11 protein-coding genes and 1 tRNA gene are annotated in these 14,493 nt (G+C 64.4%); 6 read left to right on the top strand and 6 right to left on the bottom strand.

Translation table 11 applies throughout. The features are described 5' to 3' along the window. Window positions 1-24 precede the first annotated feature (24 nt). From AB7G19_RS19485 to AB7G19_RS19465, 5 genes are read left to right on the top strand one after another with little or no spacing between them, the layout of a single operon-like run. Window positions 25-387 carry a hypothetical protein gene (locus tag AB7G19_RS19485; RefSeq protein WP_354112918.1) on the top strand — a complete coding sequence of 121 codons (363 nt, stop codon included), beginning with the start codon at window positions 25-27 and terminating at the stop codon, window positions 385-387. 55 nt (window positions 388-442) lie between these two features. Next, window positions 443-1,717 carry a divalent metal ion exporter subunit IhpA gene (ihpA, locus tag AB7G19_RS19480; RefSeq protein WP_354112919.1) on the top strand — a complete coding sequence of 425 codons (1,275 nt, stop codon included), beginning with the start codon at window positions 443-445 and terminating at the stop codon, window positions 1,715-1,717. Then, complete coding sequence (gene ihpB, locus AB7G19_RS19475) at window positions 1,714-2,691, top strand: divalent metal ion exporter adaptor subunit IhpB (protein WP_354112920.1); 978 nt, start codon at window positions 1,714-1,716, stop codon at window positions 2,689-2,691. The genes ihpA and ihpB overlap by 4 nt, the downstream gene beginning before the upstream one ends. Beyond that, the gene (locus tag AB7G19_RS19470) at window positions 2,684-5,896 is read left to right on the top strand and encodes an efflux RND transporter permease subunit (protein ID WP_354112921.1); all 3,213 of its coding nucleotides are present in this window, start codon (window positions 2,684-2,686) and stop codon (window positions 5,894-5,896) included. The genes ihpB and AB7G19_RS19470 overlap by 8 nt, the downstream gene beginning before the upstream one ends. Window positions 5,897-5,898: 2 nt before the next feature. Next, window positions 5,899-6,873, top strand: a complete 975-nt coding sequence (locus tag AB7G19_RS19465; RefSeq protein WP_354112922.1) for a cation diffusion facilitator family transporter — start codon at window positions 5,899-5,901, stop codon at window positions 6,871-6,873. A 124-nt stretch (window positions 6,874-6,997) separates the two neighbouring features. Here AB7G19_RS19465 and AB7G19_RS19460 read toward each other — a convergent pair whose 3' ends face one another. Together AB7G19_RS19460 and AB7G19_RS19455 are read right to left on the bottom strand one after the other, a co-directional pair. Then, the gene (locus AB7G19_RS19460) at window positions 6,998-7,858 is read right to left on the bottom strand and encodes a class I SAM-dependent methyltransferase (protein WP_354112923.1); all 861 of its coding nucleotides are present in this window, start codon (window positions 7,856-7,858) and stop codon (window positions 6,998-7,000) included. Window positions 7,859-8,038: 180 nt separating this feature from the next. Next, a complete protein-coding gene (locus AB7G19_RS19455) occupies window positions 8,039-8,230 on the bottom strand; it encodes a hypothetical protein (protein WP_441268017.1) in 192 nt (63 codons plus the stop codon). A gap of 433 nt (window positions 8,231-8,663) precedes the next feature. Here AB7G19_RS19455 and AB7G19_RS19450 point away from each other — a divergent pair. Then, a tRNA-Val gene (locus tag AB7G19_RS19450) sits at window positions 8,664-8,740 on the top strand. A 93-nt stretch (window positions 8,741-8,833) separates the two neighbouring features. On the opposite strand, the gene AB7G19_RS19445 is transcribed toward AB7G19_RS19450, so the two are convergent. The 4 genes from AB7G19_RS19445 to AB7G19_RS19430 form a co-directional block, all read right to left on the bottom strand. Then, window positions 8,834-9,238 carry a GFA family protein gene (locus AB7G19_RS19445; RefSeq protein ID WP_354112924.1) on the bottom strand — a complete coding sequence of 135 codons (405 nt, stop codon included), beginning with the start codon at window positions 9,236-9,238 and terminating at the stop codon, window positions 8,834-8,836. A gap of 70 nt (window positions 9,239-9,308) precedes the next feature. Beyond that, window positions 9,309-11,732: an endopeptidase La gene (gene lon / locus AB7G19_RS19440; protein ID WP_354112925.1), complete on the bottom strand. Its 2,424-nt coding sequence runs from the start codon at window positions 11,730-11,732 to the stop codon at window positions 9,309-9,311. A gap of 324 nt (window positions 11,733-12,056) precedes the next feature. Further along, window positions 12,057-13,328: an ATP-dependent Clp protease ATP-binding subunit ClpX gene (gene clpX, locus AB7G19_RS19435; protein WP_014494834.1), complete on the bottom strand. Its 1,272-nt coding sequence runs from the start codon at window positions 13,326-13,328 to the stop codon at window positions 12,057-12,059. Window positions 13,329-13,789: 461 nt separating this feature from the next. Then, complete coding sequence (locus AB7G19_RS19430; RefSeq protein WP_063982958.1) at window positions 13,790-14,422, bottom strand: ATP-dependent Clp protease proteolytic subunit; 633 nt, start codon at window positions 14,420-14,422, stop codon at window positions 13,790-13,792. Between the last annotated feature and the right edge of the window lie 71 nt (window positions 14,423-14,493).

The raw sequence follows: 14,493 nt of genomic DNA, 5'->3' as shown, positions 1-14,493 counted from the left end.
CCCGGACGTAACCAGAGTGACTTCGTGACTGCGATCCGCCGCCCGATCAGATTGTTTCGCCTGCGCAACTGGCGCGGGCTGTTGGCTGCGTGTCTCGCAATCAGCTATCTGCTGTCGGGCGTGTTGCATACGTGCCAATGCCTGGACGTGACCAATCCGTTCGGCCAGCTGGAAATCGCTGCGTCGCCGGGACCCCATTCCGGAGATACGGATAGCAAGACGCTGGCAGCCCATCACTGTCATGGCTGTTTCTCGGTGGTCTTCGCACAACTGCTGCTGCCTGACGCAATGTCGGAGTTGGTGGCCGCGTCAAATCCGCCTCGGCTGACTGTGCTTGCAGGCGTCGTGCCTGACACCGACTCTCCGCCCCCCAAACATCTGACCTGAACTGATCAGCCGGGCGCCCGTGCGCCTACGATGCTATTGTTCACAGGTCACCTTCATGTCTTGCAGACGGACTGCCGCGCGCCTTGCCTGCGCGATGGCGATTTTCGTTGGCCCCTGGCTGACGCAGCACGCGCACGCCCAGACGCTTACGATGCGGAGCGCGCTGTCGCGCGCGCTGGCCGCGAGCCCGCGGCTCACCGCAGCAGAACGCGACGTCGGCATCGCCACGGGGCAGCGCATCCAGGCCGGCGCGCTGCTCAATCCGGAACTGTCCTATGAACAGGACAATTCGTTCGGCTCCGGCATCTATCGCGGCACGAGATCGGCCGAGACCACACTCCAGATCAGCCAGGCCTTCGAGCTGTTCGGCAAGCGTGACGCGCGGATCGCCGCAGGCGCCGCCGGCATCGAGGTGGCCGCGATCCAGCGCAAGGCCGTCAGGCTGGAGGTGCTGTCGGAGACTGCGATCGCCTTCCTCAGCGTGCTCGGCGCGCAGCGGCGCATCCAGATCCTCGACGAGCAGATCGCCGCGATCGACCGGCTGACGCCGCTGCTGCGCCGCCGCGTCGAGGCAGGCGCCTCCTCGCCAGCAGAGACCGGCCGCGCCGAGGTCGCGTCCGCCCTGGTGAAGGCCGACCGCGAACGCTTCAAGGCGACGCTGGCGAGCGCCCGGCGCGAGCTTGCGGTGCTGATGGGGGATCCCGCGGTAAAATTCGGCGATGTCTCCGGCCGGCTCGATACCACGGGAAAGACGCCGACGTTCCAGTCGGTCGTGGCCGCCATCGATGCCAATCCGCAGCTGGTGCGCTGGATGGCCGTGTATGCCCAGCGCAACGCCGAGCTGTTGATGGCGCGCTTAAGGCCCTATCCCGACGTGCGGATCGCGGCGGGATGGCGCCATTTCAACGAGACCAATGACGACGCGGTGCGCCTCACCGTCTCGGTGCCGATCCCCGTGTTCGACCAGAACCAGGGCAACATCCTCTCGGCGCAGGAAAGCCTCGCCAAGACCAGGGCCGAGCGCGAGGCCAACCGCAACACGCTGATCGTGGTCGCCGGCCGCGCCTACGACTCGCTCCAGGGCTCGCTGCGTGAGCTCGCGGTGCTGCGCGAGACCGCGATTCCGAAAGCCACGGAAGCCTCGGAGGCGATCGCGCAGGGCTACGGCCAGGGCCGCTTCTCGCTGCTCGAAGTGCTCGACGCTCAGGCGAGCGTCACCCAGGCGCGGCTGCGCGAGCAGGAGGCGCTGCAGAACTTCCATGCCGGCGTTGCGACCATCGAAGGCCTCGTCGGCAATCCCTTTGCGCTGGCCCGGGAGAGCGCGCGATGAAGAAATCCTCCACCATTCTCGTCGCCATCGTGGCCGCAGCACTCGGCGCTTACGGCTATTCCCTGCTCGCCCCTGCCGGGGTCACGCACACCGAGCATGCCGCGGAGAAGAAGCCGGAGAAGCCGAACGACCATGTCGAGCAGGACGAGCACGGCGCCGACCGCATCCGCATCTCCGACGTCAAGCTGGCAGCTGCCGGTATCACGCTGGCGGAGGCCGGGAGTGCGACGCTGACCGATACGCTGTCCTTCAACGGCATCTTGCGCGCCAACCAGGAAGCGGTCGTGCAGGTGACGCCGCGCTTTCCGGGGGTCGCCAAATCGATCCAGAAGCGCATCGGCGACAGGGTCGGCAAGGACGATCTGCTCGCCGCGATCGAGAGCAACCAGAGCCTCACCGTCTACGAGCTCAAGGCGCCGATCGCCGGCACCATCATCGAGCGGCAGATCTCGCTCGGCGAATACGTCTCCGAGCAGAAGCCGGCCTTCGTGGTCGCCGACCTCTCGACGATCTGGGTCGACCTGTCGATCTACCGGCAGGACCTCCGGCGCGTTCGCCTCAATGACGAGGTGCTGATCGATCCCGACGACGGCCGCGGCGAGATCAAGGGCACGATCGCCTACATGGCGCCGATCGGCAGTAGCGAGACCCAGACCGCGCTCGCCCGCGTGGTGCTGCCAAATCCGGACGGGCGCTTGCGTCCCGGCCTGTTCGTCACGGCGCGGCTTGTGCTCGCAAAACGTCACGTCGCCGTGGCGGTACGCACAGGGGCGATCCAGATGCTGGAGAATAAGACGGTCGTGTTCGTCCGCGAAGACGACGACAAGATCGAGGCCCGCCCCGTGGAAACAGGCGATTCCGATGCGAAGTTCGTGGAGATCCGTGCAGGCCTCTCGGCCGGCGAACGCTACGTCGCCGAGAACAGCTTCGTGGTGAAGGCGGAGATGGGCAAGGGAGAGGCCGACCATGATTGACGCCCTCCTCGCCCTCGCCATCCGCCAGCGCTGGATGGTCATCCTCATCACACTCGCGGTCGGCGCCTTCGGCGCCTGGAACTTCACGCGTCTGCCGATCGATGCCGTGCCTGATGTCACGAACGTCCAGGTCCAGATCAACACCCGTGCGCCCGGCCTATCGCCGCTCGAATCCGAGCAGCGGATCACCTTTCCGATCGAGACCGCGATGGGTGGCCTGCCCAAGCTCGAATATACCCGGTCGATCTCGCGCTACGGTCTCAGCCAGGTCACCGTCGTGTTCCAGGACGGCACCGATATCTATTTCGCACGCCAACTCGTCAACGAGCGCATCCAGCAGGCACGCGACCAGTTGCCGGCCGGCGTCGAAGTTGCGATGGGGCCGATCTCGACCGGTCTCGGCGAGATCTACGTCTACTCGGTGGAAGCCAAGCCGGGCGCGAAATCTCCGACCGGCCTCGAATTCACGCCGACGGAATTGCGTACCATCCAGGACTGGATCATCAAGCCGCAATTGCGCACCATCCCTGGCGTGATCGAGGTCAACTCGATCGGCGGCTACGAGCGGCAATTCCACGTGCTGCCGATCCCCGCCCGTCTGATGGCCTACAAGCTCGGTTTCCGCGACATCATGACGGCGCTGACCGCCAACAACGCCAATGTCGGCGCCGGCTATATCGAGCGCAACGGCGAGCAATATCTCGTCCGAGCGCCCGGCCAGGTCGCCAATATCGACGACATCAAGGACATAGTGATCGGCTCGCGTGGCGGGGTGCCGGTACGTATCCGTGACGTCGCCGACGTGCGGGAAGGGCACGAGCTCCGCATGGGCGCGGCGTCAGCCAACGGCAAGGAGACCGTGCTCGGCACCACCATGCTGCTGATCGGCGAGAACAGCCGCACCGTGGCCCAGCGCGTGGCGGCTCGACTCAACGAGATCGCAAAATCGCTGCCTGAGGGCGTGATCGCGCACGCGGTTTACGACCGCACACATCTGGTGGAAGCCACCATCGAGACCGTCGAGAAGAACCTCGTCGAGGGCGCGGCACTGGTGATTGCAGTGCTGTTCCTGATCCTCGGCAACATCCGCGCCGCCCTGATCACCACCTGTGTCATTCCCCTCTCGATGCTGTTTACGATATCAGGCATGGTCGAGAGCAAGGTCAGCGCCAATTTGATGAGCCTGGGCGCGATCGATTTCGGCATCATCGTCGACGGCGCAGTCATCATCGTCGAAAACTGTTTGCGGCTGCTCGCCGTCGAGCAGAGCCGGCGCGGACGGCTGCTGTCGCTGGAGGAACGGCTGGAGACGATTCACGCGGGCGCGCGCGAGGTCATCAAGCCGAGCCTGTTCGGCACGTTGATCATCGCGGTCGTCTATCTCCCGGTCCTCACCCTGACGGGCACCGAGGGCAAGATGTTCACGCCGATGGCGCTGACCGTGCTGATGGCGCTCGCGGGCGCGGCGCTGCTGTCGGTCACGTTCGTCCCGGCTGCGGTGGCGATCTTCGTCACCGGCAAGGTCTCGGAGAAGGAAAACATCTTCATGCGGGCGGCAAAGCGGTTCTATTTGCCGCTGCTCGAGCGTGCCATCCGCTACCGCGGCAGCGTCGCGTTCGGTGCCGTCCTGATCGTCGCCGGCAGCATCTTCGCCGCGACGCGCATGGGTGGCGAGTTCATCCCGAGCCTGGACGAAGGCGACATTACCATCGAGACCATCCGAATTCCCGGCACCAGCCTGACCCAGAGCGCCGACATGCAGATTCGGCTGGAGAAGGCGCTCAAGCAGGTTCCAGAGGTGGCGACGGTCTTCTCCAAGATGGGCACCGCCGAAATCGCCAACGATCCGATGCCTCCGAATGTCGCCGACACCTTCGTGACGCTGAAGCCGCGTGAGGAATGGCCCGATCCCGCCAAGCCGAAGAACGAGGTGATCGAGGACATCGAGCGCACCGCCAACACCCTGCCCGGCACGGCCTATGCGATGACCCAGCCGATCCAGATGCGCTTCAACGAGCTGATCGCCGGTATCCGCAGCGATGTCGGCGTCAAGATCTTCGGCGACGATCTCGACGTGCTGGCCGGCATCGCCCAGCAGGTCAACGGCGTGGTCCGCGGCATCGAGGGTGCCGCCGACGTGAAGACCGAGCAGGTCGCAGGCCTGCCGATCCTCACCGTCAAGCTCGACCGCCAAGCGTTGTCGCGTTACGGACTCAGTCTCAGCGAGGTGCAGAACCTGGTCGAGATCGCGATCGGCGGCAAGCCGGTCGGAAAGCTGTTCGAGGGCGATCGCCGCTTCGACATCGTGGTGCGGCTGCCGGAAAACCTGCGCGCCAACCCCGATACGATCAAATCGCTGCCGATCCCGCTGCCGCCGGGCGACGATGTCCCCGCCGTCACCAAGACCGCCTGGCCGGGTGCATCGGGTTCGACGCCCCGCTACGTGCCCCTGTCCTCGGTTGCGACGATCGAGATCGCGCCCGGCCCCAACCAGATCAGCCGCGAGAACGGCAAGCGCCGCGTGGTGGTGATGGCCAACGTTCGCGGGCGCGACCTGCGCTCCTTCGTCGCCGAGGCCCAAGAGGCCGTGGCCGAGAAGGTCAAGCTGCCGCCCGGCTACTGGATCGGCTGGGGCGGACAGTTCGAGCAGCTGGTTTCCGCCACCAAGCGGCTGACGATCGTGGTGCCGGTGGCGCTGTTGCTGGTGTTCCTGCTGCTGTTCATGGGCATGGGATCGGCGGCGGATGCGGCGCTGGTGTTCTCCGGCGTGCCGCTGGCGCTGACCGGCGGGGTCGCCGCGCTGTTGCTGCGCGGTATTCCCTTATCGATCAGTGCCGGTGTCGGCTTCATCGCGCTGTCGGGCGTCGCCGTTCTCAACGGCCTCGTCATCATCGCCTTCATCGAGCGGCTGCGTAGCGAGGGGCGCCCCGTGGCCGACGCGGTGCGTGAGGGTGCATTGACGCGGCTGCGCCCGGTGCTGATGACCGCCCTGGTCGCCTCCCTCGGCTTCGTGCCGATGGCGCTCGCCACCGGCGCCGGCGCCGAGGTGCAGCGTCCGCTGGCGACCGTGGTGATCGGCGGCATCATCTCCTCGACCGTGCTGACGCTGCTGGTGCTGCCGGCGCTCTATGCGCTGTTCCGGCGTGACGCAGACACCGAAACGCCTACAATGGCGTCTGATTTGGCGGCGTCCGGGGAGCGCTAGATTTGGGCAGCCACGACCATCACGGTCATCACCACCATGATCATGCCGGCCACGGGCATGATCACGGGCATAACCACGGTTCTGGCCACGCGCATGTCCATGCGCCCGCCGATTTCGGCACGGCATTCGCGATCGGCATTTCGCTCAACACCGCGCTGGTCGTGGCCGAGGCGATCTACGGCTATATCGGCAACTCCACCGCCCTGCTAGCCGATGCCGGCCACAATCTCAGCGACGTGCTCGGCCTGGTCGTGGCCTGGTGCGCGTCGATCGCGGCAAGGCGCGCGCCGAGCGGCCGCTTCACCTATGGCTTTCGCGCCTCCACCATCCTGGCAGCGCTGGCAAATGCAGTGTTCCTGCTGGTCGCAACAGGCGCGATCGGCTGGGAGGCGATCTTGCGGCTGCGCGAGCCGGAGCCGGTCGCAGGCGTCACCGTGATGGTGGTCGCCGGTATCGGCATCCTCATCAACGGTTTTACGGCCATGCTGTTCGCGCGCGGACGCAAGGACGACATCAACATCGAAGGCGCCTATCTGCACATGGCGGCCGACGCCGCGGTCTCGCTCGGCGTCGTGATCTCGGCGGCGCTGATCATCTGGACCGGCTGGCTCTGGCTCGATCCCGTCACCAGCCTCGTCATCTGCGCCACCATCCTCTGGAGCACCACCAGCCTGCTGCGCGGCTCCATTGACATGTCGATGGCGGCGGCGCCCAAGGGCACCGACATCGCCGCGATCAAGATCTTTCTGCTGGAGCGGCCCGGCGTCTCGGGAATCCACGACCTCCACGTCTGGCCGATCTCGACCACCGAGACGGCGCTGACCTGCCATCTCGTCATGCCCACCGGGGCCGGCGATGCATTCCTGATGGAGACGGCGCAGATGCTGAGGGCGTCGTTCCGCATCGGCCACGCCACGCTCCAGATCGAGACGCATCCCGACAACGGCTGCGCGCTCGCGCCGGATGATGTGGTTTAGGACTCACAGGCCCAACCACGTCGTCATTGCGAGGAGCGAAGCGACGAAGCTAATCCAGGCTGTCTCCGCGGAGGCAGTCTGGATTGCTTCGCTACGCTCGCAATGACGGTGGGTAGAGCGCCGCCTACGCTGCCTTGGCCGTGACGATCCAGATCGCGCCCTGCAGCGCCACGCTTTGTCCCTTCATGAACGGCGCCAGCATCTCGCGGATTGAGGCTTTTGCGGCAGCATACGTCTCCGGCGGATGGCCCTGGAGCGCGCGGCTGGCCGGGCCGATCTGGAGCGAGCCCTCGACCGCGGCATCGAGACCACCGCCGATGGCGACATCCATCGCGAGATTGTGCGGCGCCATCGCCACGTCTACGAAGCCCGCGCCCTTCAGGATGCGCGTCACGCGCTCCTCTGAGGCGAAGGCGAACGGGCCCGGCTCTTCCGGCCCGACCGGTGGCATCTTCGGGACATGTTTGTAGACCGCCATCAGCGGCGCCATCATCCACGGATTTTCCTTCGGCTCGCGCCAGCAGGCGAAGGCGAGCCGTCCGGTCGGCTTCAGCGCGCGGCGGAGGTTGGTGAAGGACGCAATGGGATCGGCGAAGAACATCACGCCGAAGCGCGAGGCGAGCAGGTCAAAGCTCGCCGGCTCGAACGGATGCACCGTCGCATCCGCCAGCACGAAATCGAGCGGCAGGCCTTTTGGCGCAAACGCGCGCGCCTGCGACAGCATGGGATCGGAGACGTCGAGGCCGAGCGCGAAGCCATCGGGCGCGACAGCCTTCGCGAACGCGAACGTCGTCGCACCGGAGCCGCAGCCGACATCGAGCACGCGCTCGCCCGGCTTCGGCCTGGCGCGATCGATCAGCACGTCGGCGATGGGGCCGAGCAGGCTCTCCTGGGCCGCGTGCCGATCGGCCCAGCGCTGCCCGCTCGGACCGTTCCAATAGGCGATCTGGTCGGCATTCTCTGCGTGTCCGCTTGGCTGTTCCATGGATCCCCTCCGGCAGCTTGGTCGAAAGACCCCGATGCCGAAAAGCAAGGACGCCGTCAACTGAGGCGGCCTGTTCGGTCCACCTGTCAGCGAGACGTTCTTGCGTTCACGCCGCACGACACGGCGTCAGAGGTTGACGGACCGCCGAGGTCTTCAACTGCCGACCTGCGCTATGCCGGATCATCCGGCCGCGAGCGAAACTCCGGTTCGCTTGGCGAGGACGCGGCGAAAGTCGGCTGCCAGCTCGTCGTAATAGTTGGCAAGCTCCTCGTAGAAGGCCCGACCGGCCTCATCAGGAGCTTCTTGAGCCGCTTTCATGCAGTGGGCGGCTTTCGACTCGTACCTTTCCAGCTTGATGCGAAGATCACTCATCACGGCGATACTCCACGCTGCCACAGGGAGCCGTAACGTTGGTTCGGATGGCGATCAAAAAGATGACCGAAAAAGGGCAATTTTGGACCCTTGGAGGGCGGCTCGTGGGCGTCCGATGCCAGGCGCAACGAGGCAGGACAGCCGCCAGCGGCCAAATCGGCGCGCCGTCAGCCGGAACTACCAAATTGGAATGATCGAGCCGCGGCGGCTCATGCGTCGCGCTTCGCGCAAACACGCCCGGCAACAATGTCGGTAGATGAGGTCCAGCAGAGCACACATTGGCCACCCCTCCATCGTGAATTGCGGTGGACATTGGCCGACTCGCGGGCGGACGCCTGTGACAATCATCACAAAGGCGGTCTTGCTCGAGCCCTGTTTGCGATGCGTTCGGGCCTTGCTCGAACACCCGCGGGAGGGCTAAAGAGGCGCCTTGGGGCGGTTAGCTCAGCTGGTTAGAGCATCTCGTTTACACCGAGAGGGTCCGCGGTTCGAATCCGTGACCGCCCACCAGCCTGCGCTCGCGCAGCGACGCAGGCTGCCACGCCGAATCCCAACGGGCGAAGTCGGGCTTTTTGCGGCGAGCTTCGGCTTGGCAAGCCAGCCTTAATCCCCCGGCCTCCCCGGCAGCAGCGGCACCGCGTCGATCCACACCGCCGCCGACTGGCACCAGATCTGCCTGATGGGCCGCAATTTGTCGCGCTGGCGGATTGAGCCCCAGCGGATGCCCCAATCGTCGGCCTGATCACCCTCGCCGCTGGTGAACAGCGGGGAACCGCAGTCGGCGCAGAAGTGCTGGAAACGCATCCGGCCGTTGTCGCCGCGCTTGCCGTAGACTTTTGGCGTGCCGCTGGTCACGCGCACGTCGGCCTTGGTGCAGATCGCGGTCACCCGGAACGGCGATCCCGTCAGGGTCTGGCAATCCCGGCAATGGCAGACCGACACCGCCTCGGGGTCGACCTCGGCCTCAAAGGTGATCTGCCCGCAATGGCACTGCCCGTCGATCTGCATCGCCCTGATCCCCTGCCCCCAAAACAAAAACGGCGCCCGAAGGCGCCGTTTTATCATCTTTCGCTGAACCTTAGTGAGCGGTCAGTCCGCCAGCGGCCTCGTCCCCGTCCGGCTTCACCGTCACCTTGGTGTCCTCTTCCCAGACGATCGGCACCGGCTTCTTCACCAGCGCCCTGGCGACGACGTCGTCCAGACGCGACACCGGGATGATCTCCATGCCGCCCTTGATCGCATCGGAAATCTCCGTGAGATCCTTGGCGTTATCCTCGGGGATCAGCACCGTCTTGATGCCGCCGCGGGCAGCGGCCAGCAGCTTCTCCTTCAGGCCGCCGATCGGCAGCACGCGGCCGCGCAGCGTGATCTCGCCGGTCATCGCGACATCGTGGCGGACCGGAATGCCGGTCATGACCGAGATGATCGCGGTGGCCATCGCCACGCCCGCCGACGGACCGTCCTTCGGCGTCGCGCCTTCCGGCACGTGCACGTGGATGTCGCGCCGGTCGAACAGCGGCGGCTCGATGCCGTAGACGATCGCACGCGAGCGCACATAGGACGCCGCCGCCGAGATCGATTCCTTCATCACGTCGCGCAGATTGCCCGTGACCGTCATCTTGCCCTTGCCGGGCATCATGACGCCTTCGATCGTCAGCAGCTCGCCGCCGACATCGGTCCAGGCCAGGCCCGTGACGATACCGACCTGCGGCTCGCTCTCGATCTCGCCGAAGCGGTACTTCGGCACGCCGAGCAACTCTTCCAGAGTCTTCTCGGTGACCTTGACCGACTTCTTCTTGGAGATCATCAGCTCCTTCACCGCCTTGCGGGCGAGTGTGGAGAGCTCACGCTCCAGATTACGCACGCCCGCTTCGCGGGTGTAGCGGCGGATCAACAGCAGCAGCGCGTCGTCGTCGATCGAGAACTCCTTGGAGTCCAGGCCGTGCTTGGACACCGCGTTCGGGATCAGATGCTTGCGCGCGATCTCGACCTTCTCGTTCTCGGTGTAGCCCGCGATCCGGATGATCTCCATGCGGTCCATCAGCGGTCCCGGAATATTGAGCGTATTCGCGGTCGTGATGAACATCACGTTGGACAGATCGTAGTCGACCTCGAGGTAGTGGTCGTTGAAGGTCCCGTTCTGCTCGGGGTCGAGGACCTCGAGCAGCGCCGAAGACGGATCGCCGCGGAAATCGGCGCCCATCTTGTCGATCTCGTCCAGCAGGAACAGCGGATTGGACGACTTCGCCTTCCGCATCGACTGGATGATCTTGCCGGGCATCGACCCGATATAGGTGCGGCGGTGACCGCGGATCTCGGCCTCGTCGCGCACGCCGCCGAGCGAGACGCGCACGAACTCGCGCCCCGTCGCCTTCGCGATCGACTTGCCGAGCGAGGTCTTGCCGACGCCGGGAGGTCCGACGAGGCAGAGGATCGGTCCGGTCAGCTTGTTGGCGCGCGACTGCACCGCGAGATACTCGACGATACGGTCCTTGACCTTCTCGAGCCCGTAGTGATCGGCATCCAGAACCGCCTGCGCCGATTCCAAATCCTTCTTCACCTTGGACTTCTTGTTCCACGGGATCGACAGCAGCCAATCCAGATAGTTGCGCACGACGGTCGCTTCCGCGGACATCGGCGACATCTGGCGCAGCTTCTTCAATTCATGCTGCGCCTTCTCGCGCGCTTCCTTGGAGAGCTTGGTCTTGGAGATCTTCTCTTCGAGATCGGCGAGCTCGTCGCGACCGTCGTCGTCGCCGAGCTCCTTCTGGATCGCCTTCATCTGCTCGTTGAGATAATACTCGCGCTGGGTCTTCTCCATCTGGCGCTTGACGCGCGAGCGGATGCGCTTCTCGACCTGCAGCACCGAGATTTCGCTCTCCATCAGGCCCAGCACCTTCTCGAGGCGCGTGGTGACCGACAGCGTCTCCAGGATTTGCTGGCGATCCGCAATCTTGACGGCGAGATGCGAGGCAACGGTGTCGGCGAGCTTGGCGAAATCGGTGATCGCCTGCACGACGCCGACGACCTCGGCCGAGATCTTCTTGTTGAGCTTCACATAGCTCTCGAAGTCGGACACGACCGAGCGCGACAGTGCCTCCGCCTCGACCGATTTCGCATCGGTGTCGGCGAGCGCAATCGCGGTCGCTTCGTAATACTCGCTGCGATCAGTGTATTTCTGCACGCGCGCACGCTCGAGCCCTTCGACCAGCACCTTCACGGTGCCGTCGGGAAGCTTCAAGAGCTGAAGCACGCTGGCGAGCGTACCGGTCTCGTAAATGGCATCGGGCGCCGGATCATCGTCGGACGCGTTCTTCTGCGTCGCGAGCATGATCAGCGCGTCGTTCTTCATCACCTCTTCGAGCGCGCGGATCGACTTCTCGCGACCGACGAAGAGCGGAACGATCATGTGCGGGAAGACGACGATGTCGCGCAGCGGCAGCACGGGATAGGCGTGCGTCTCGCCATGGACGATGGTTGGCCGGGGTTTTGGATTAGTCATGGCCTTTTCCTTTTGCTTTACCCCCTTGCACGCAGCCCGCCATGCTCATGCGCAACCGCCACAAGGTGCCGAGGTGATCCACAAAACCGGCCTACCATTCTAAGGTTGGACCGGGCTTGCCGGATCGGAACTGAGGCGAATCTTGAAGAGAATTTTCGCTCGCCGTCGACATTAGGTGGCTATCGACCGGGGGGGTGTCAAGTCATTGAAAGACGCGCGCCATCAGGCGCTTACGCACGCGTATAAGCGACGCAACATCGGCTGCGGAGAACCATTCCGCAGCCGCTACTATCAAAGACGATTGGAGCGTTCCAGCGCCGTAAATCAGGCGCTGGCGTTCTCGACGGCGCGATCGGACCGATCGGCGTAGATGTAGAGCGGACGGGCCGTACCTTCCACGACTTCGCGCGAAATCACGACTTCTTCCACACCTTCCAGGCCCGGCAGGTCGAACATGGTCTCGAGCAGGATCGCCTCGAGGATCGAACGCAGACCACGCGCGCCGGTCTTGCGCTCGATCGCCTTGCGGGCGACCGCGCCAAGTGCCTCGTCGGCGAAGGTCAGCTCGATGTTCTCCATCTCGAACAGCCGCTGGTACTGTTTCACCAGCGCGTTCTTCGGCTCGGTGAGGATCTTCTTCAGCGAAGTCTCGTCCAGATCCTCGAGCGTCGCCACGACCGGCAGACGGCCGACGAATTCGGGGATGAGACCGTACTTCAGGAGGTCCTCAGGCTCGACGTGGCGGAAGATCTCGCCGGTACGGCGATCCTCCGGCGCGAGCACCTGGGCGGCGAAGCCGATCGAGGTCGACCGCCCGCGCGCCGAGATGATCTTCTCGAGGCCGGCGAACGCACCGCCGCAGATGAACAGGATGTTGGTGGTATCCACCTGCAGGAACTCCTGCTGCGGATGCTTGCGGCCGCCCTGCGGCGGGACCGAAGCCACCGTGCCTTCCATGATCTTCAGCAGCGCCTGCTGCACGCCCTCACCCGACACGTCGCGCGTGATCGAGGGATTGTCGGACTTGCGGCTGATCTTGTCGATTTCGTCGATGTAGACGATGCCGCGCTGGGCGCGCTCGACATTGTAGTCGGCGGCCTGGAGCAGCTTCAGGATGATGTTCTCGACGTCCTCGCCGACATAGCCGGCTTCGGTCAGCGTCGTGGCATCGGCCATCGTGAACGGCACGTCCAGGATGCGGGCGAGCGTCTGCGCGAGCAGCGTCTTGCCCGAACCGGTCGGACCGATCAGCAGGATGTTCGACTTCGCGAGCTCAACGTCGTTGTGCTTGGTCTGGTGGTTGAGGCGCTTGTAGTGATTGTGCACCGCGACCGACAGGACCTTCTTCGCATGGCTCTGGCCGATGACGTAATCGTCCAGGACCTTGCAGATTTCCTTCGGCGTCGGAATGCCGTCGCGCGACTTCACGAGCGAGGATTTGTTCTCCTCGCGGATGATGTCCATGCAGAGCTCAACGCACTCGTCGCAGATGAAGACCGTGGGACCCGCGATCAGTTTGCGGACTTCGTGCTGGCTCTTGCCGCAGAACGAGCAATACAGTGTGTTCTTGGAGTCGCTCGTGCCGACCTTACTCATTCATGTCTCCGTCCGCGGTTCGATCCCGCTCCGCTCGATCGCTCCATTCCGGCACGCATGCCGTATGAAGTTCAAATAGAGCAAATTCCGTACCAAAAAAGACCCTACGCGTTACATCCCGTGCGAATCACGGGCACTCGATTCTCCGCGATCATAGCCGATCAATCGTAGCCAACCATGCTGTCACCCGACTATCAAGAATTCGCTAATCGAGGGGGCGCTGGCTACCCGTGACAATACCGTGATTTCACGTCTTGGCACGGACGAAGTGATCGAAATCGCCCCGGAGTTGCTGGATTGCCACGAAAAACAAGCACGAAAGCGGAACTTTCTGCCTGTCGCGGGGCGCAAGACTGTTTTTTGCGCCGCCGCGTAGTGCGCCGTTAACGTGAACGTCGCCCTGACGATCCCGAGAAATCCCGATAGGTATTCCAGGGATCGATGTTGCAGCCCCGTTCGCGTTACTGCGGTTTCGCCGCCGGCTCTTCGGCGCGCTTGTCGATGACCCTGTCGACCAGGCCGAACTCCTTGGCGTCGTTCGCGGTGAGGAACTTGTCGCGTTCCAGCGCGTCCTCGATCGTCTTGTAGGTCTGACCGGTGTGCTTCACGTAGATCTCGTTGAGCCGCTTCTTCAGGTTCAGGATTTCCTGCGCGTGCAGCATGATATCGGTGGCCTGGCCCTGGAAGCCGCCGGAGGGCTGGTGCACCATGATGCGCGCGTTCGGCAGCGAGAAGCGCATGTCCTTTTCGCCGGCGCAGAGCAGCAGCGAGCCCATCGAGGCGGCCTGGCCCGTGCACAGCGTCGAGACCGGCGGGCGGATGAACTGCATGGTGTCGTAGATCGCGAGGCCCGACGTCACCACGCCGCCCGGCGAGTTGATGTACATCGAGATTTCCTTCTTCGGATTTTCCGCTTCAAGGAACAGGAGCTGCGCGACCACCAGCGTCGACATGCCGTCCTCGACCGGCCCGGTCAGGAAAATGATGCGCTCCTTCAACAGGCGCGAGAAGATGTCGTAGGCGCGCTCGCCACGGTTGGTCTGCTCGACCACCATGGGCACGAGGTTCATGTAGGTTTCAACCGGATCGCGCATGAGTCACCTAGGGTTTTAGGAGGCGGACATTGCCGGTCTTGGCTGCCAGTTTAGCTGGATTTGCCGGAAGG

It is taken from the genome of Bradyrhizobium sp. 215_C5_N1_1 (genome assembly GCF_052075935.1).
GTDB classification, from domain to species: domain Bacteria; phylum Pseudomonadota; class Alphaproteobacteria; order Rhizobiales; family Xanthobacteraceae; genus Bradyrhizobium; species Bradyrhizobium barranii.
This window is presented reverse-complemented; position numbering and strand designations above follow the sequence as displayed.